The organism is Nocardia sp. NPDC127606, assembly GCF_042671725.1.
Lineage (GTDB): Bacteria > Actinomycetota > Actinomycetes > Mycobacteriales > Mycobacteriaceae > Nocardia.
Map to the genome: position 1 here is coordinate 767,826 of NZ_JBHXWQ010000002.1, position 17,893 is coordinate 785,718.

Annotated in this window: 16 protein-coding genes; 13 read left to right on the forward strand and 3 right to left on the reverse strand. The window is 67.5% G+C overall.

The features are described from left to right. Positions 1-6: 6 nt before the first annotated feature. Complete coding sequence (gene eccCa / locus ACFVJ5_RS14200; protein WP_379220337.1) at positions 7-4,068, forward strand: type VII secretion protein EccCa; 4,062 nt, start codon at positions 7-9, stop codon at positions 4,066-4,068. An 11-nt stretch (positions 4,069-4,079) separates the two neighbouring features. On the opposite strand, the gene ACFVJ5_RS14205 is transcribed toward eccCa, so the two are convergent. Together ACFVJ5_RS14205 and ACFVJ5_RS14210 are read right to left on the reverse strand one after the other, a co-directional pair. Continuing rightward, positions 4,080-4,676, reverse strand: coding sequence for a GNAT family N-acetyltransferase (locus tag ACFVJ5_RS14205; RefSeq protein WP_379220338.1), 597 nt, complete (start codon positions 4,674-4,676; stop codon positions 4,080-4,082). Beyond that, positions 4,673-5,482, reverse strand: coding sequence for a GntR family transcriptional regulator (locus tag ACFVJ5_RS14210; RefSeq protein ID WP_379220339.1), 810 nt, complete (start codon positions 5,480-5,482; stop codon positions 4,673-4,675). The genes ACFVJ5_RS14205 and ACFVJ5_RS14210 overlap by 4 nt, the downstream gene beginning before the upstream one ends. 281 nt (positions 5,483-5,763) lie before the next feature. Here ACFVJ5_RS14210 and ACFVJ5_RS14215 point away from each other — a divergent pair, with 281 nt between their 5' ends. Beyond that, complete coding sequence (locus tag ACFVJ5_RS14215; protein ID WP_379220340.1) at positions 5,764-6,156, forward strand: DUF4254 domain-containing protein; 393 nt, start codon at positions 5,764-5,766, stop codon at positions 6,154-6,156. Between the two features lie 50 nt (positions 6,157-6,206). Here the strand turns inward: ACFVJ5_RS14215 and ACFVJ5_RS14220 are convergent, their stop codons facing one another. Then, on the reverse strand, positions 6,207-9,230 hold the full coding sequence (locus tag ACFVJ5_RS14220) for an AAA family ATPase (RefSeq protein ID WP_379220341.1): 3,024 nt from the start codon (positions 9,228-9,230) through the stop codon (positions 6,207-6,209). Positions 9,231-9,566: 336 nt separating this feature from the next. Between ACFVJ5_RS14220 and infA the strand changes: the two genes are divergently transcribed. The 11 genes from infA to ACFVJ5_RS14275 all read left to right on the forward strand — a co-directional run bounded on the left by infA (position 9,567) and on the right by ACFVJ5_RS14275 (position 17,889). After that, complete coding sequence (infA, locus tag ACFVJ5_RS14225) at positions 9,567-9,788, forward strand: translation initiation factor IF-1 (RefSeq protein WP_003418601.1); 222 nt, start codon at positions 9,567-9,569, stop codon at positions 9,786-9,788. 145 nt (positions 9,789-9,933) lie between these two features. Further along, positions 9,934-10,047 (forward strand): 50S ribosomal protein L36, encoded by a 114-nt coding sequence (gene rpmJ / locus ACFVJ5_RS14230; RefSeq protein WP_056818299.1) that lies wholly within the window; start codon positions 9,934-9,936, stop codon positions 10,045-10,047. A 210-nt stretch (positions 10,048-10,257) separates the two neighbouring features. Then, the gene (rpsM, locus tag ACFVJ5_RS14235) at positions 10,258-10,629 is read left to right on the forward strand and encodes a 30S ribosomal protein S13 (RefSeq protein WP_378661940.1); all 372 of its coding nucleotides are present in this window, start codon (positions 10,258-10,260) and stop codon (positions 10,627-10,629) included. A gap of 9 nt (positions 10,630-10,638) precedes the next feature. Continuing rightward, positions 10,639-11,052: a 30S ribosomal protein S11 gene (gene rpsK / locus ACFVJ5_RS14240; RefSeq protein ID WP_019045110.1), complete on the forward strand. Its 414-nt coding sequence runs from the start codon at positions 10,639-10,641 to the stop codon at positions 11,050-11,052. 24 nt (positions 11,053-11,076) lie between these two features. Then, on the forward strand, positions 11,077-11,682 hold the full coding sequence (gene rpsD / locus ACFVJ5_RS14245; protein WP_378632347.1) for a 30S ribosomal protein S4: 606 nt from the start codon (positions 11,077-11,079) through the stop codon (positions 11,680-11,682). A 91-nt stretch (positions 11,683-11,773) separates the two neighbouring features. Continuing rightward, the gene (locus tag ACFVJ5_RS14250) at positions 11,774-12,832 is read left to right on the forward strand and encodes a DNA-directed RNA polymerase subunit alpha (protein ID WP_056818293.1); all 1,059 of its coding nucleotides are present in this window, start codon (positions 11,774-11,776) and stop codon (positions 12,830-12,832) included. Positions 12,833-12,853: 21 nt separating this feature from the next. Then, on the forward strand, positions 12,854-13,399 hold the full coding sequence (gene rplQ, locus ACFVJ5_RS14255) for a 50S ribosomal protein L17 (RefSeq protein ID WP_301904993.1): 546 nt from the start codon (positions 12,854-12,856) through the stop codon (positions 13,397-13,399). Between the two features lie 91 nt (positions 13,400-13,490). After that, a complete protein-coding gene (truA, locus tag ACFVJ5_RS14260; protein WP_379220642.1) occupies positions 13,491-14,303 on the forward strand; it encodes a tRNA pseudouridine(38-40) synthase TruA in 813 nt (270 codons plus the stop codon). A 293-nt stretch (positions 14,304-14,596) separates the two neighbouring features. Next, positions 14,597-15,574 carry a helix-turn-helix domain-containing protein gene (locus ACFVJ5_RS14265; protein ID WP_379220342.1) on the forward strand — a complete coding sequence of 326 codons (978 nt, stop codon included), beginning with the start codon at positions 14,597-14,599 and terminating at the stop codon, positions 15,572-15,574. 246 nt (positions 15,575-15,820) lie between these two features. Next, positions 15,821-16,771, forward strand: a complete 951-nt coding sequence (locus ACFVJ5_RS14270; RefSeq protein WP_379220343.1) for a helix-turn-helix domain-containing protein — start codon at positions 15,821-15,823, stop codon at positions 16,769-16,771. 167 nt (positions 16,772-16,938) lie between these two features. Beyond that, positions 16,939-17,889 carry a nitrilase-related carbon-nitrogen hydrolase gene (locus ACFVJ5_RS14275; protein ID WP_379220344.1) on the forward strand — a complete coding sequence of 317 codons (951 nt, stop codon included), beginning with the start codon at positions 16,939-16,941 and terminating at the stop codon, positions 17,887-17,889. Positions 17,890-17,893: the final 4 nt, after the last annotated feature.

Sequence of the window (17,893 nt, forward strand, 5' to 3'; positions counted from 1 at the left end):
GCAACGATGGCTACCGAAGGTTTCGTCCGACGTCCCCGGATCGCGCCACCGCGTGCCCCCGGCGGTGAAGTCGCGCTCACCCCGCCGCCGGAGATCCAGCGCGCGATCCCGTCGCCGCTGATGATGAAGCTGATGCCGGTCATCATGGTCGTCGCGGTCGTCGGCATGATCGCGATGATGGCGACGATGGGCCGAAGCCTGCTGTCGAACCCGATGTCGATGATGTTCCCGATGATGATGCTCATGTCGATGGTCGGCATGATGGCGGGCATGCGCGGCGGCGGCCCCAAGCGTGCCGTCGAGCTCAACGAGGAACGCAAGGACTACTTCCGCTACCTGGACCAGGTGCGAAAAGATGTGCGCGGCACCGGGATCAAGCAGCTGGAAACGCTCGGCTGGAGCCATCCCGAGCCCGCCGATCTGGCCTCGCTGATCGGCACCCGAAGGATGTGGGAGCGCCGCCCCAACGATCCCGACTTCGGACACGTACGTGTCGGCGTCGGCAGCCATCGGCTCGCCACCAAACTGGCCAGGCCGGAAACCGGCCCGCTCGAAGACCTCGAACCGGTCTCCACCGTCGCGCTGCGCCGCTTCGTACGCACCCACTCCGTCGTCCACGAACTGCCCACCGCGGTCTCGGCGCGCGCGTTCCCCGCGATCAATATCGGCGGTGATCCCGAGCAGGCCCGCGAGCTCGTTCGAGCCATGGTGATGGAACTGGCCACCTTCCACGGGCCCGACCACCTGGCCGTCGCGATCGTCTGCGCCGATCCCGACGCGCACTGGGCCTGGACGAAATGGCTTCCGCACCTGCAGCATCCGAGCCAGCGCGATGGACTCGGCTCGTCCAGGATGCTCTACACCTCGCTCGGCGAGCTCGAGTCGGCGATGCAGGTCGAACTGCTCGAACGCGGCCGCTTCATGCGCAATCCGCAGCCGACCCAGGGCCGGCTGCACCTGGTCGTCGTGATCGATGACGGCTATATCAGCGGCAACGAACGCATCATCAGCGAGTCCGGCCTCGATTCGGTCACCGTGCTCGACCTGACCGCGCCCGCCGACGGCCTCGCGGCCCGGCGCGGGCTGCAGCTGGTGGTCAGCGACGGCGCGGTGTCGGCGCGCAGCGCGGCGGGCGTGGAGCGGTTCGCCACCGCCGACGAGGTCAGCCTGGCCGAGGCGGAATCCTTCGCCCGCAACCTGGCGCGCTATCGGCTCGCGACAGCCGCGCAGATCGTCAGCCTCGGCGAGGGCACCACCGCGGACCCCGGCTTGATGGCGTTGCTGCGCATTCCCGATGCGGCACAGATCGATCCGGCTCGTGTGTGGCGCCCGCGGACGGCCCGCGAACGCCTGCGGGTGCCGATCGGCGTCACTCCCGACGGCACCCCTGTCGACATCGACATCAAGGAGTCGGCCGAGAACGGGATGGGCCCGCACGGGCTGTGCATCGGTGCTACCGGTTCCGGCAAATCGGAATTCCTGCGCACGCTAGTGCTTTCCATGGTCACCACCCATTCGCCGGACGCGTTGAACCTGGTCCTGGTCGACTTCAAGGGTGGCGCCACCTTCCTCGGTCTGGATTCGCTGCCGCACGTCGCGGCCGTGATCACCAACCTGGAGGAGGAGCTCTCCCTCGTCGACCGCATGAAGGACGCGCTGGCAGGCGAGATGAACCGGCGCCAGGAGCTGCTGCGCTCGTCGGGCAACTACGCCAACGTCACCGATTACGAGAAGGCAAGGGCTGCCGGCGTTCCGCTCGACCCACTACCCGCGCTGTTCGTCGTGGTCGACGAGTTCTCCGAACTGCTCTCGCAGAAACCGGACTTCGCGGAGCTGTTCGTGATGATCGGCCGACTCGGCCGCTCGCTCCACGTGCACCTGTTGCTCGCCTCGCAGCGCCTGGAGGAGAACAAGCTGCGTGGCCTGGAATCGCACCTTTCCTACCGCATCGGCCTTCGCACCTTCTCCGCCAACGAATCCCGTGCCGTGCTCGGCATCACCGACGCCTACCACCTGCCGAGCGTGCCCGGTGCCGGCTACCTGAAAAGCGATGCCTCCGAGCCGCTTCGGTTCAACGCCAGCTACGTGTCGGGGCCGTACGTGGCGCCCGCGGGCACCGTCACCGATGACGACGGCGCGCCCGTCGCGGGGCAGCGGCCGGTGGTCTTCACCGCGGCACCGGTGGAGGTCGCCGAACCGGATCGGGTCGAGGCCGAGGACACCGCTGTGCGCGGCAGGCCCGAGCTGCCACCGCCGCCGCCCAGCGGTCCCGTTGCCGAGGAGGGCGTGCCGGATTCGCTGCTCGATGTCGTCGTGAAGCGGCTCAACGGCCACGGCAGGCCCGCGCACGAGGTGTGGTTGCCGCCGCTGGAGGAATCGCCGACCGCCGACATGCTGCTGCCCGATCCGGACTGGCGCTCGCCCGTCAACCGGCACGGTCAGCTGTGGATGCCGATCGGTGTCATCGACAAGCCCTACGAACAGCGCCGCGACGTGCTCACGATCAATCTCGCGGGCGCGCTGGGCAATACCGCCGTCGTCGGTGGCCCGCAGTCGGGCAAGTCGACCACCCTGCGCACCATCATCATGGCCGCCGCCGCCACGCATACCCCGGAACAGGTGCAGTTCTACTGCCTGGATTTCGGCGGCGGCAGCATGGCGGGTCTGGTCGGCATCCCGCACGTCGGCTCGGTCGCCGGTCGCCTCGACGGCGACCGGGTGCGCCGCACCGTCGCCGAACTGACCACGCTGATGCGCCAGCGCGAGGAACGCTTCGCCGAGCTCGGCATCGAATCGATGGTCGAGTTCCGCAGGCGCAAGTTCTCCGCGTTCGAGGCGCGCCAGATCAACGGCACCACCGCGGCCGCCAACGATCCGTTGGCCGCCGACCGGTTCGGCGATGTGTTCCTGGTGATCGACGGCTGGGGGGCGATCCGCGAGGAGTTCGACCTCCTCGAGGCGCAGATCAACGCCATTGCCGCTCAGGGTCTGTCGTTCGGCATCCACCTGATGATCGCCGCTTCGCGCTGGGCCGAGATCAGGCCGGTGGTCAAGGACCAGGTCGGCACCAGAATCGAGCTCCGGCTCGGTGACCCGTCCGACTCCGAGATGGGTCGCCGTGTCGCGCACCAGGTTCCGGTCGGCAGGCCCGGCCGAGGCCTGAACGCCGAACATCTACACCTGCTGATCGCGTTGCCGCGCTTGGATTCCGATTCCGACCCCGGCACCATCGCCGACGGCGTCGCACGCGCCAAAGACGGTCTCGTCGAGCTCTACCAGGGCCGGCGCGCACCCGAGGTACGCATGCTCCCGCTGCGGTTCCCGCGTGAGCAGGTCTTGGCCACCGCGCGCGAGCAGGGCACCCAGCTCAACGGCACCAGGGTCGTCGTCGGACTCGACGAGTCCGAATTGCAGCCCCTGGTGCTCGATTTCGGGACCGAGCCACATTTCATGGCCTTCGCGGACGTGGAATGCGGCAAGACGACGCTGCTGCGCAACATCGTCATGGGCATCACCGAGCAGTCCAACTCCGACGAGGCGCGGGTGATCCTCATCGACTACCGGCGCACCATGCTCGGCGTTCTCGACGGCAAGCAGTTGGCCGGCTACTCCACCTCGTCGCAGACCTGCGGGCCGATGATCGCCGAGGTCGCCACCTACCTGTCCAAGCGGATCCCCGGCGCCGACATCACCCAGCAGCAGCTGCGCGACCGCAGCTGGTGGTCGGGCCCGGAGATCTATGTCGTCATCGACGATTACGACATGGTCGTCACCGGGTCGATCAATCCGTTCGCGCCACTGATCGAGTACTTGCCGCAGGCCAGGGACATCGGTCTGCACGTCGTGGCCGCCCGGCGCATCGGTGGTGCCTCCCGGGCGCTCTACGACCCGATCCTCGGCGCGATGAAGAATCTGTCGGTGCAGACGCTGATCATGAGTGGCTCGCGCGACGAAGGAAAACTCATCGGCGAGGTCCGCCCGAGCAAGCTGCCACCGGGCCGCGGCACCATGATCTCGCGCAGCCGCGGCATCGAAATGGTTCACATCGCGGACCTGCCACCGGTGTAGAACACCGCTGATCAGTCCAGAAGCGAGGCCGCCGAGAACCTCCGCTGCGTGCTCGTGGCGGTGAACCTCGGCGGCTGCCGGGACGGCCACGTCCCGGTCTGTCGTTCGAACAGCGCCTTGGACGGACCTGAGGCGCCCGGTCCCGCGACCCGAGCCAGCGCGAACCCGGCCCGGCGGTAATAGTTGTGGAGTGCGGTGTTGGTGGTCCACGCGTCGAGGCGGACCCACGGCCGATGTTCGTGGTCTGCCAGGTGCGCCGCGTGCGCGAGCAGGTGATCCCCGACCTGTCGACCCGCGAACCGCAGATCCACGATCATGAAATGCACGATCACCGACTCGGCCAGCTCCCAGGGCGACCACAGTCCCGGATCCGCCCGATGGTTGACCGTGATCGTCCCCGCCGACTCACCGTCGACCTCGCCGATCCAGGTTTCACCCCGATCCAGCGCCCGCCCGACCGCACCGGCGAAGATCTCGATCGGCCGCCCGCGCCCCGCCACCGTCCACTGATCCGACCCGCGCGCCGTCAGCCACGACGTGCGCTGGACGCGCAGGCGGCAGATCAGCGGCAGGTCGCCCAGAGTGGCCGGGCGCAGGCGCACCGTCATGGCAGCGCGACGGCCAACCCGGGTGCGATGCCTAAGGTCCGGGCGATGACGTCGGTGCCCGGGGTGTCGCCGAGCTGGTAGGCCAGCTGGTTGCGGCCCGCCAGGGAACGGTGGCGGGTGGCGCGGGTGACGCGTTCGTGGTTGGCGCCGATGCGCAGGTGGTCGAGCAGGACGGTGCCGGTGGCGACGCCGAGCACTGCCGCTTCCTCGGCGGTGGCGGCGCGGGCCAGCACGGTGTCGCGGTGGGCGGTCTCGCCGTAGCCGCGGTCGGCCAGGCGGCGGGTGGTGCCCTCGGGGATGTCGTGTGGGGAGTCGATGCCCGCGGCTTCGGCGAGGTCGCGGGGGTAGAAACTCACCTCCCACGACCACGGTTCGTGGTCCAGGTACTGCACGACCGTGCGGGCGAGCACCCAGGAATCGGCGGCGACGCCGAGCCAGCGCGCGACTTCGGTGTTCGCGGGTTCCATTCTGGTGCTGAATTGCTTGGAGGGTTCCCGGTTGGCCGCGCGCGCGATCTCCTCGAAGATGTCGTGCGCCGACTTGGGCCGATCGCGCCGGATATGGTCGGTGACCACCGACTCCAGGACTTCCTGGTTTCGCACGATGGTGCCGCGGGAAGTCGCTGTGTAGACGAGATTTTCGGCGACGAGCACCTGAATCGCGTTGCGCGAGGTGGTGATCGAGACCTGCATCTGATCGGCGAGCTCGGAGTGGCTCGGTAGCCGGTCGCCCGGTTTCCATGTGCCCGCGCGGATCTCCTCACGGAGGAGGTTCGCGATCCGGAGATAGGTCGGACCGTCCGCCATCATGCTCCTCGGTAGGTCGTGCAGGTAACGAAGTGTACTCGTATCGGTTACCTACGGCCGAGTAATGCTTGACAGAAAGCTTGCGAGGTTTATTGTAATGAACGTCCTGATCCGGTGCTCTGCGGCGATGACGGCGAGGCAACGTGGCTGGTTCGGAGAGTTCAACAGTTGTAATGGCTTTCCCCGACACAGTGCGGAGTGTCGATACCGCCGGGCTCCCGGCCGCTACCGGTCTGTTACCCCTCTCCGACATTCTCGTTCGGGCGTGTCGCGGACATCGGGTGGTCGGGGGACCGCTGCTCTGGTTCGCGCGCGACCTGGCCGTGCTGCACGAGAAACGCATCGTCGGGCGCGGGGGCCGGGTCGACACCGATCCGGTGGTTCTGCGCGAAATCGACTGTCGGCGTAGTGAACTGGTGCTGGCGATCGACGACTGGGTCCTGCGGGCCATCCCGCAGCACCGCCTCGGCGCCACGCTGCACACGGAGACCGTCGGCGCGGTCATCGACCGCATGGCCGAGGCCTCTGTGCGAGCGCACCACGCCCTGATGACGCGGGCAGCCAACGACGAGATGCTGCACTGCGCGTGGCACCACCTGGCCGAACTGGCCGACGCCTACGACGATCTGGTGCGTGACGTACTGGCCGGGCGCAGGCGGCTGCCCGAGTGGTGAGCCGACGCGTCGACCGCACCACGCCCGCGGTGTGACCGCGGGCGTGGGTATCAGCCGAGTCGGTGGTGATGGACGCTGAACTCGTCGGCCACCGTCGCCGCCAGTTCCACGTACGCGCGCTTGGTGGTCTTGTGCAAGCGGTGCAGGTCGATCTCGGCGCCCTCGGAGAGGTGCTCGTCGAACGGGATGATGTGAACGGCGCGGCAGCGGGACAGGAAGTACTCGCGCAGCTGCTGGACGCCGACGTTGGGTGAGCCCTCGCGCGGGAGGTTGATCACGACCACCGCGTTGCGGACCAGGTGGTCGTGGCCGTGCAGGGACAGCCAGTCCAGGGTCGCGGCGGCGCTGCGGGCGCCGTCGATGGCGGCCGAGGAGATCAGCACGAGCGAATGGGCGAGGTCGAGGACGCCGCTCATCGCCGAGTGCATCAGGCCGGTGCCGCAGTCGGTGAGGATGATGTTGTAGAAGCGCTGCAGGATGCGGGCCACGGCCCGGTATTCCTCGTCGTTGAACGCTTCCGACGCGGCCGGATCACGCTCGCTGGCAAGGACTTCCAGACGACTCGAGCCCTGGGAGGTGTGCCTGCGGACGTCGGAGTAGCGCTGGATCGCCGGGTCGAGCAGCAGGTCGCGCACGGTCGAGCGGGTCTGGATGGCGACGCGCTGCGACAGGGTGCCGAAGTCGGGGTTGGCGTCGACGGCGATCACCCGGTCGCCGCGGATCGAGGCGAAGATCGAGCCGAGACCGGTGGTGGTGGTGGTCTTGCCGACGCCACCCTTCAGCGAGAGGACCGCGATGCGGTAGTCGCCGCGCACGGGCTGACGAATGCGGGCCACGAGTTCCTGCAGACGCAGTTCCTCGGCGGACATACCCGGGTTGATCGCACCGCCGGACACGTGGTGCACGGCCTTGCGCCAACCGCTGCCAGGGGCCTTCTTGGCGCGCTTGACCGGGACGTCGTCGAGCGAGGGCTGGTAGCCCTGCGGCTGTGCGCCCCACCCCGGTTGGCCGTAGGGCTGCTGCTGGCCCTGCTGGTAGTTGCCCGGCTGCTGGTACTGCTGCGGCGCGTTCGGCTGCTGATATTGCTGCGCGTGCGTGCCGTCGGGCTGGTACTGCGGTGCCGGACCGTTCGGCGGGAACTGTTGCTGCGCACCCTGATTCGGCTGCTGGAACTGCGGAGCGGGGGAGCTATCGGGCTGGTACTGCTGCGCGTGCGTGCCGTCGGGCTGGTACTGCGGTGCCGGACCGTTCGGCGGGAACTGTTGCTGCGCACCCTGATTCGGCTGCTGGAACTGCGGAGCGGGGGAGCTGTCGGGCAGATACTGCTGCACGGGAGCACCGTCGGGCCGCTGGGCGACGCCGTCGGGACCGTACGTCGGTAGACCGTCCGGCTGCTGGTGCTGGGCCGGGGTGCCGTCGGGGCGGGGATACGGTGACGCGGCGTCGGCCGCCTGCACGAATTCACCCGAGCGATACCCGGTGTGCGCGGCGCGTGCCTGTTCAGCCGCGTTCGTGCCACCCTGTCGACTCGCCTGACCGTGCTCACCCGGCGCACTGCCCTGTAGCCGTGGATCCTCGGACCGGAACACCTCGGTCCGCCCATCCGGCGCATGCGTCGGCACGACCGGTGTCGGGTCACCGGGAACCGAGTTGTATTGCGTGGCGGGGTATGCCGGCGGCGGCACGTGCTCGCCCGATGCGTACGGCGACCGCTGCTCGGTAGCCGGCGGCCGCTGCGGAACTACGGACTCGCCGGAGCTGTAAGGCGAACCGTGCCGTGACGCGACCGCGTCCTCGTCGGGCACAGACCGCTCGTCGGCCGAGTGACGCGCACCGGTCGTCGGCGATTCAGCGGACTCCGCGACGGTTGTCGCCGTGGATGGTTCGGGCACCTCGGCGGCGGCTCGACGAGGTGGTGTGGCCTGCTCGGCCTCCTGGAACGACGACGGCGGTCGGGGTTCCACATCGGCGGACTGCTCGACCTCGCTGGGCGCGGGTGTCGACGGTGCGTCTGTGGCGGGTTGTTCGACCTCGTCACGTGCGGTGACCGGCGATGGCGCATGGTCTGCCTGCTCGACCGCATGGTCGGCGGTGACCGGCCGCGGTTCGGCGGTGGTCGACTGCGGCGGGACGGTCAGGCGCGGTGGGGCCTGGGTCGGGCGCGCGGGCGGGTCCGGCAGGGGAGGGGGCGGGGGAAGGTCGGGGCGCTGCTGGTTCGGGCCGAGCGGGGTGAAGCCGGTCGACGGCGGCGCGGGCGTACGGGTCGGGAGCGCGTTCGCGGCGTGATCCGCCGCCTCACTGGTCGGCGCGGGTGTTGCCGGGCCCGCGTGTGTATGGCTGCTGGTGGGCGACGGTGGGAGCGGAGGGGGCGTGCCGGTGGATGTCGGTGCGTGATCTGCCGGTGGCTGACTTGCCGACCACGGAGCGGCGGTCGACGCCTGACCGCCTGCCCATGGCGCCGGATCCGCGGCCGAGGGCCCCGGAATCGATGACGGGCCGTTGGCGTCCGGTCGCGGCGCCGGATCCGCCGACGACGGCGGCACGCCGACCGGCGGAATCAGCGGGTTCGGGGCAGCCTGCCACCCGGCGTTCGGCTGCGCGGGCGCGGCCTGCTGGTGCGGCTGCTGGTACTGCGACGCATCGCGGCCGGTCTGGTGTGTGGGCTGCTCGTAAGTGGGCTGCTCGTAAGTGGGCTGCGGACGCGGCTGCTCTTCGCGGCGGGGCTGCTGGTGGGACGGACCGGGGATCAGCGGGTCGGCGGGCTGCTGCGGGGTGGACCAGCCGGAACCGGACTGGTGGGTCGGCTCGGCGGGGCGTCGCTGGTCGACAGCCTCGCCCGGACGTGGGGCGGCGGCTTCTTCCTCGGCTTCGCGATCCTTGCGGCGGCGCCTGCCCTTGTCCTTACGCGGCGCATCGTCACCGCGCCCGCCCATGAAGCGGCGGCGTTTGGGTGCCTCGTCGATCTCGTCGTCCTGGGGCAGGTTCTCGACCGGAGCCTCGTAACCGACCTGTGTGACGTCGCTCTCCGACAGCCACGGCGGCAACATGGGGAGGCTGTCGTTGTTGCGGCTCACCGGCACGCCTCGCTCACCAGGGTCCCCCGATCTGATCGACCCACTTCTCCGACGCCGGTGAGTTTACGCGACAACCCCCACGGCGTGGTGGCCGCCTGGTGGCTCGACACCGCGCTCCGAACGGCGCGCTCGAAGGCCGTCCGATTGTGCGGCACGAGGCCCGGTCAGGGTGTACGGTTCGGGGCACTTTTGCCTCTGGCCGCCCGGCCCGGTAAGCTTGAGCGGCGGTGCACCTATGCGCCGACTGTTCGCATGCATGTCGACGGGCTCTTGGTTGACACCACACAGCGGACGGCCATCAAACTCAGGTTGAGCGTAACCGGGATCGCGGAGGATATGGCGAAGAAAGACGGGGCCATCGAGGTCGAGGGTCGAGTTGTCGAGCCGCTGCCCAATGCGATGTTCCGGATCGAGCTCGAGAACGGTCACAAGGTTCTCGCGCACATCAGCGGAAAGATGCGGCAGCACTACATTCGTATCCTTCCGGAAGACCGCGTGGTCGTCGAGCTGTCGCCGTACGACCTCTCACGCGGCCGGATTGTCTACCGCTACAAGTGATGCCTGACGGCGTCGCGAGCCTCACCGGCGCGCGGCGTCGCACAGTGTCCCGGCAACGGGGCGCACACCAGACTTCCCCAGTCCTCTGGCTGGGGAAAAACTGTGTTCACACCACCTGTGTGGACCAATACAAGATTGGACTGACGTGAAGGTTAATCCGAGCGTCAAGAAGATCTGCGAGAAGTGCAAGGTGATCCGCCGTCATGGTCGGGTCATGGTGATCTGCGACAACCTGCGCCACAAGCAGCGTCAGGGCTGATTCGGCGTTCCCGAGGCTTGCCGAGGGGCCGTTCTATGCAGCACCACCGGGCACCGATCGTCTGATCGGACTGACCGAAAGAAGCACTCCCAGTTCCAGCGTGTACGTACGTGTGCACGCCATCCACCGGCACGGAGGCCGGTGCCCCCACTTTGTACACGGGGGGACGGACGGGGAGCAGACCTCCGCAACCATTAAGGAACATGCCACATGGCACGTCTGATGGGCGTTGATCTCCCGCGCGAAAAGCGCATGGAGATCGCGCTGACCTACATTTTCGGAATCGGGCGCACCCGCGCCACCCAGATCCTGGCCGAGACGGGCGTCAGCCCCGACCTGCGCTCCAAGGACCTGAGCGACGACGACCTGGCGAAGCTCCGTGAGTTCATCGAGGCCACGGACTACAAGGTCGAAGGTGACCTGCGCCGCGAGGTTCAGGCCGATATTCGCCGCAAGATCGAGATCGGCTGCTACCAGGGCATCCGCCACCGTCGTGGCCTGCCCGTTCGTGGTCAGCGCACCAAGACCAACGCGCGTACGCGCAAGGGTCCGAAGAAGACCGTCGCCGGCAAGAAGAAGTAGGGATAGCGTATGCCTCCGAAGAGCCGGGCCGCTGGCCCGAAGAAGACTCAGAAGTCGCGTCGCCGGGATAAGAAGAACATCCCGCACGGCCACGCGCACATCAAGAGCACGTTCAACAACACCATCGTCTCGATCACCGACCCCGAGGGCAATGTCATCTCGTGGGCGTCGTCGGGTCACGTCGGTTTCAAGGGTTCGCGTAAGAGCACCCCGTTCGCCGCGCAGCTCGCTGCCGAGAACGCTGCCCGCAAGGCGCAGGAGAACGGCGTCAAGAAGGTCGACGTGTTCGTGAAGGGCCCGGGTTCGGGCCGCGAGACCGCGATCCGTTCGCTGCAGGCCGCAGGCCTGGAAGTGGGCTCGATCTCCGATGTCACTCCCCAGCCGCACAACGGCTGCCGTCCGCCCAAGCGGCGTCGCGTCTAATAGCGGGAAAGGAAAAAGCTCAAAATGGCACGTTATACAGGCCCCATCACCCGCAAGTCGCGTCGTCTGCGCGTCGACCTCGTCGGAGGCGACCAGGCGTTCGAGCGTCGTCCTTACCCGCCCGGCCAGCACGGCCGCGCGCGGATCAAGGAATCCGAGTACCTCATGCAGCTGCAGGAGAAGCAGAAGGCTCGCTTCTCGTACGGCGTCATGGAGAAGCAGTTCCGTCGTTACTACGAAGAGGCCAACCGCCTCAAGGGTAAGACCGGCGACAACCTGCTCCGTCTGCTCGAGTCGCGTCTGGACAACGTCGTGTACCGCGCCGGTCTGGCCCGTACCCGTCGTCAGGCCCGTCAGCTGGTCAGCCACGGTCACTTCATCGTCAACGGTGTCAAGGTGGACGTCCCCAGCTTCCAGGTCTCCCAGTACGACATCATCGATGTCAAGGAGAAGTCGCTCCCGACGCTGCCGTTCCAGGTGGCTCGCGAGACCGTCGGCGACCGTCCGGTCCCCGGTTGGCTGCAGGTCGTCCCCGGCCGCCTGCGCATCCTGGTGCACCAGCTGCCCGAGCGCGCGCAGATCGATGTGCCGCTGCAGGAACAGCTCATCGTCGAGTACTACTCGAAGTAAGCGCTTTTGGTGGGGGCTGCTCACACAGCAGCCCCCGCAATCACTGACGAGGCATCAAATAGCGGATGCCCTGAACAGGAAGTAGATCCTCATGCTGATTTCCCAGCGTCCGACACTGACCGAAGAGGTTGTGGCGGAGAACCGCTCGAAGTTCACCATCGAACCCCTCGAGCCGGGCTTCGGTTACACCCTCGGCAACTCGCTGCGTCGTACCCTGCTGTCCTCCATCCCGGGGGCCGCGGTCACGAGCATCCGCATCGACGGCGTCCTGCACGAGTTCACCACCGTTCCCGGCGTGAAGGAAGATGTCACCGACATCATCCTGAACCTCAAGGGTCTGGTCGTGTCCTCCGAAGAGGACGAGCCGGTCACCATGTACGTGCGTAAGCAGGGCCCGGGCACCGTCACCGCCGGTGACATCGTCCCGCCCGCCGGCGTCATCGTGCACAACCCGGACATGCACATCGCCACCCTGAACGACAAGGGCAAGCTCGAGATCGAGCTCGTCGTCGAGCGGGGTCGCGGTTACGTGCCCGCCGTGCAGAACAAGGCGACCGGCGCGGAAATCGGCCGGATCCCGGTGGATTCGATCTACTCCCCGGTGCTCAAGGTGACCTACAAGGTCGAGGCCACCCGTGTCGAGCAGCGCACCGACTTCGACCGTCTCATCCTCGACGTGGAGACCAAGAACTCCATCACGGCCCGGGACGCGCTCGCTTCGGCGGGTAAGACCCTGGTCGAGCTCTTCGGCCTGGCCCGTGAGCTCAACGTCGAAGCCGAGGGCATCGAGATCGGCCCCAGCCCGGCCGAGGCAGATCACATCGCCTCGTTCGGTCTGCCGATCGAGGACCTGGACCTCACCGTCCGGTCCTACAACTGCCTCAAGCGCGAGGGTGTGCACACGGTGGGCGAGCTCGTTGCCCGCACCGAGTCGGACCTGCTCGACATCCGTAACTTCGGCCAGAAGTCCATCGACGAGGTGAAGGTCAAGCTCCACACGCTCGGCCTCTCGCTCAAGGACAGCCCGGCGTCGTTCGACCCGTCCTCCGTGGTGGGTTACGACGCGAGCACCGGAACGTGGAGCGACAGCGGCACGTTCAGTGATACCGACGGCGGCGAGCAGGACTACGCCGAAACCGAACAGCTTTAATACGCCCAGGAGAAACCCACAATGCCCAAGCCCAAGAAGGGCCGCCGGTTCGGCGGCTCGGCGTCGCACCAGAAGGCGATCTTCGCCAACCTGGCCACGGCGCTTTTCGAGCACGGTCGGATCACGACCACCGAGGCCAAGGCCAAGGCGGTGCGTCCCTACGCCGAGAAGATCATCACCAAGGCGAAGGCCGGCAGCCTTGCCGACCGTCGTGAGGTCATGAAGGACATCCGCAACAAGGATGTCGTCCACGTCCTGTTCGCCGACATCGGCCCCTCGTTCGAGGGTCGCGAGGGTGGCTACACGCGTATCACCAAGGCGCTGCCGCGCAAGGGTGACAACGCGCCGATGGCCATCATCGAGCTCGTCCGCGAGAAGACCGTGACCAACGAGGCCGATCGGGCCCGTCGTGTCGCCGCTTCGCAGAAGACCGAAGAGGCTCCGGCCGCTGAGGTCGTCGACGAGACCGTCGTCGACGAGACCGTCGTCGACGAGACCGTCGCCGACGAGACCGTGGCTGATGCCCCGGCCGCCGACGAGGCCACCGAGGACAAGAAGGACGCCTGATTCTCAGGAGTTCTGCCGAGCCCGTCACCCTTCGTGGGTGGCGGGCTCGGTTCTTTTCCGCGTGCGAATTCAGGAGGATGGCATGACTCGGGTGCGGCTCGGGATCAGTTATGACGGCACCGATTTCACCGGCTGGGCACGTCAGCCGGGGTTGCGCACCGTGCAGGGTGTGCTGGAGGAGTCGCTGTCGAAGGTGTTGCGTGAGCCGCTGCAGCTGACGGTCGCCGGGCGCACGGACGCGGGCGTGCACGCCGAGGGGCAGGTCGCGCACTTCGACACGGAGTCCGAATTCGACGCCGACAAGTTGCTGTACCGGATGGCCAAGTTCCTGCCCAAGGACGTGCGGATCACCGAAATCCGCACCGCCCCTCCCGAGTTCGACGCCCGCTTCTCCGCGATGCGCCGTCACTACGCCTACCGGCTCACCACCGCCCCCTACGGCGCCCAGCCGTTGCAGGCGCGCGGGGTGGTGCCGTGCAAGCCTGGTGTGGACCTCGAGGCCATGCGCGCCGCCTCACGAAACCTGTTGGGCCTGCACAACTTTGCGGCCTTCTGTCGCCGCCGTGAAGGCGCCACCACCATTCGCGAACTCCAGCGCTTCGACTGGGAGCGCGATGGCGAGCTGCTCACCGCCTACGTGAGCGCCGATGCCTTCTGCTGGTCGATGGTCCGCAGCCTCGTCGGTGCTGTCCTCGCGGTCGGTGAAGGCCGCCGCGCCCCCGAATGGACCACGACCCTGCTCACCGAAACCGAGCGCTCCAGCTCGGTCACGGTCGCCCCCGCCCACGGTCTGAGTCTCATCGCCGTCGACTATCCCGCCGACGCCGACCTCGCGGCCCGCAACGCCCAGACCCGGGAATCCAGAACTGTGCCGGTGCCCGAAGGTGGTTGCTGCGGCGATTAATCGCCGCAGCCGTTCTCCGAATCCTGTGACGCCGGAACTGTCGAGTGGCGATTCGATATTAATTCGAGACTTTTCCTACCTCACAAGAATGGGGAGTATTTTTTGTCGAATCGACGGGATGCGGTGGTGGCACTCACCCTATCGGTGTGGTAGCCGGTAACGGTGCTAGATTTCTCAGGCGATGGATACTTCCTCGGCCACCTCGTTCGACGAGTGGGAAGCGGTCATGGAATGACGCCAGACGAATTCCGGACGGGCCCGCGCCCGATCGCGGTGGAATAGCGACATCGGCGATGACGTCGTTCGAGGGTTTTCCCGAGATCTGCTCGACCGCGCAGGTCGCGGAGCGGGACGCGTTCGGGCACTGGGAACAGTTGGTCACCGGCGCGATCACCGAGGTGTCGATCGCGCCCACCGTGGCGCGCCCGTTCGAGGGGCGGATCAGGTCGGCCGATTTCGGTGACATCTCGGTGGGCACGGTGGTCGCCGAGGGCCATGAATTGCGCCGTACGCGGCGGCATATCGCCAGGGCAGACGATTTCCATGTCATCGGTAGCGTCGTGCTCGCGGGACACGCCCAGGTGGAGCACGCGGGCAACCGGGTCGAGCTGACGCCGGGCGCGATGATCTTCTACGACACCTCGCAGCCGATTCGGTGGCGCTCGGACGGCCTGATCGAAGATCTCACGGTCCGGGTGCCCCGGCAGCGGGTCGTCGACTACCTGGGCATCCGTGCCGATGTGCTGCCGGCCGGGATGGTGATCGGGGAAGGCGGCGTCGGGCTCATGCTGGCCAGGTTCTTCCGTCAGGTCGCCCGACTGCACAGCACCGATCCGGCGTCGGCGGCAGAGCTCGCGGGCAGCGGCATCGACCTGCTCGGTGCGGCGGCCACCATTGCCGCGGGCGGGCGACCCGGCCGGGCGCAGATCGCGGCGGTGAACGGCCAGCAGGTGCTGGACTATCTGCACGCCAACTTCACCGACCCCGGGCTCACGATCGAGCGGATCGCGGACGCCTGCCGGGTGTCGCGGCGCACGCTCTATCGGGTGGTCGCGGAGTTCGAGGGCGGACTCGGGGCGGTGCTGCGCGAATTGCGGTTGGAACGGGCGCGGGTGTTGCTCGCGGCGGACGATTTCCGCTCGGTCGCGGCGGTCGCGACCGCGTCGGGATTCGCCACCGAGCGACAGTTCTATCGTGCGTTCCAGACGGCGACGGGCATGACGCCGGGTGAATACCGGGTAGTAGCTCGTTCCGGCGCCCACATCGGATAGCGATGACCGTCAAGCCGGGTTAGGTGATGTGCCTCACATGGAGGTTTCACCTTGAAAGACTCGTGTTGGATATCCGCTGGAATCGTCGGTGATAGATGCATTTTTGATGTCGTCAAACCATCCCATTCGGAAACAGTCGATGGAAATTGGACAGTTGATCTGGCAGGCTCGGCCCCGGGCGAGCCCGACGATTGTGCGACGCCAACTGTTTGCTGTTCGACTCGGATAGGGAGCGAGGTGGTTGGCATGGAGGTCGCGCAGACCCGTGCCGGAGTACGCGAATCGTTTGCCGAATGGGAGTCGCTGCTGTCGGAGAGCTACGTCCCGCTGATGGCGGATCCGAGCGGTGACGGCACCTTCCACGGCCGAATCGAGCGCAGCAGTCAGCCGGGCTTCGATCTGTCGACGGTCAGCGCGAGCAGCCAGCGCATCCGCCGCACCCGCCGTGGAATCGCGAATACCGACGGGGAGTTCCTGCTGGTCTCCATCCTGACCGAAGGTTCCGGACTGCTGCACCAAGACGGTCGAATCGCGTTGGTCCGCCCCGGTGACATGGTCTTCTACGACACCTCGCGCCCGTATCACTGGGACCTCGGCGGTCCGTGGTCGCAGGTCGTCGTGCAAACACCACTCGAGGTCCTGCGTCAGCACCTGGGCCCCGGCGGTTCGCCGTTGCCGACCGCGCTGACGGTCACCGCCGACAGCGCGGGCGGGGTGGTCGCCGGCTTCTTCCGCGATCTGGCCCGTATTCAGCAGAGCGCCCCTGGTCACGCGACGGTGTTGGCCGACAACGGCGTCAAACTACTGGCCTCCGCGGTCCGGCTGGCCTCGGGGGAGATCCCGTCGGGTCAGCCCGCGCAGGCGTTGTCCCGTGAGCAGGTACTCGCGTTCATGCGGACCAGATGTGCCGACCCCAGCCTGACGATCGACGACATCGCTCGTGCCTGTCTGGTGTCGCGCCGAACGCTGTACCGGCTCTTCGGTGATGTGGAGGACGGACTCAGCGCGGTGTTGCGGCGCATGCGGGTGGAATGCGCGCGCACCCTGCTCGCCCGCGACCCCGGCCGGGCGACGGCGACCGTCGCGCTCGCGTCCGGCTTCGCCTCCGAACGACATTTCTTCCGGGCCTTCCGGCTGGAGACGGGGATGACCCCCGGCGAATTCCGGATGCTCGCGTCGAGTGCGCTGTCTATCTGATGCCGCCGTTCCCACGCGATATTCGGTAGACCCTTAGCGAAACTCATTGCAATCGGCGGATTGGCACAAACGGTCAGTTGGCTGGCACAGGATGACAGTTTGTGTGGCGCCATTCTGCGGGAGAGTGAATTGAACACTCTTCACTGGTTGAGCGACAAGGGGGCACGATGAGTCGGGTACGCGTGGCAGCGGTGCAAGCCGAGCCGAAGTGGTTGAGTCTGTCTGCCGGAGTCGAACAGACAATCGAATACATCGAGTCGGCCGAACGTGGCGGCGCGCAAGTGCTTGCTTTTCCGGAGACATTCCTGCCCGGATTTCCGTGGTGGATGTGGCTCAATTCGGTCGATTGGGGTGAGGAATTCCTGGCCAGGTACCTGGCCAACGCGCTGACCGCCGACGGCCCCGAACTGCGTGCCATCGCGTACGCCGCCCGGCGCACGGGCGTGCACGTGTCCATCGGATTCGCCGAGCGGGCCGGACACGAGGTCTTCATGTCCCAGGCGTTGATCGATGCCGACGGCACCATCGCCGTGGCTCGCAAGGCGGAACCGACCGGGCTCGAGCGCACTGTCTTCAATGCCTCGCCCGGTGGGGAACCGCTGGTTCGTGACACCGTGCACGGCCGGATCGGCGTACTCGGCGGCGCCGATCATCTCCGCGCCGACCTGCGTGGACAGATGCACGATCAGCGCGAGCAGATCCACGTCGCCGCGTGGTCGGGCTTCACCGTGTACTACGGGGAGGGCAAGGAATGGGGGCCAGATCTCAATACCGCCGCCAGCGTCCGCTACGCGATGGACGGGTCGACCCATGTCATCGCGCCTGTCGCGGTCGTGCCGGTGGCGGGCTGGGAGGTCGTCGACGCGCGGATGCCGGAGCGGCGGCTGCTGCGTGGCGGCGGTGGGGTCTCACGGATCTTCGGACCCGGTGGGCTCGAACTCGCGACGCCGCTGGCGGAAGGCGAGGAGGGACTGCTCTACGCCGATCTAGATCTCGGACGGTTCGTGCGCCCGGCCACCGCCGCTGTGCCCCGCGGTGAGCGCTCGCAGCCGCTCCGGGTGCCGAGCGGTCGGATCGTGCGGCGTGAGCCGGTACGCGTCGGACTCGCGGGGGGCTGAGGCG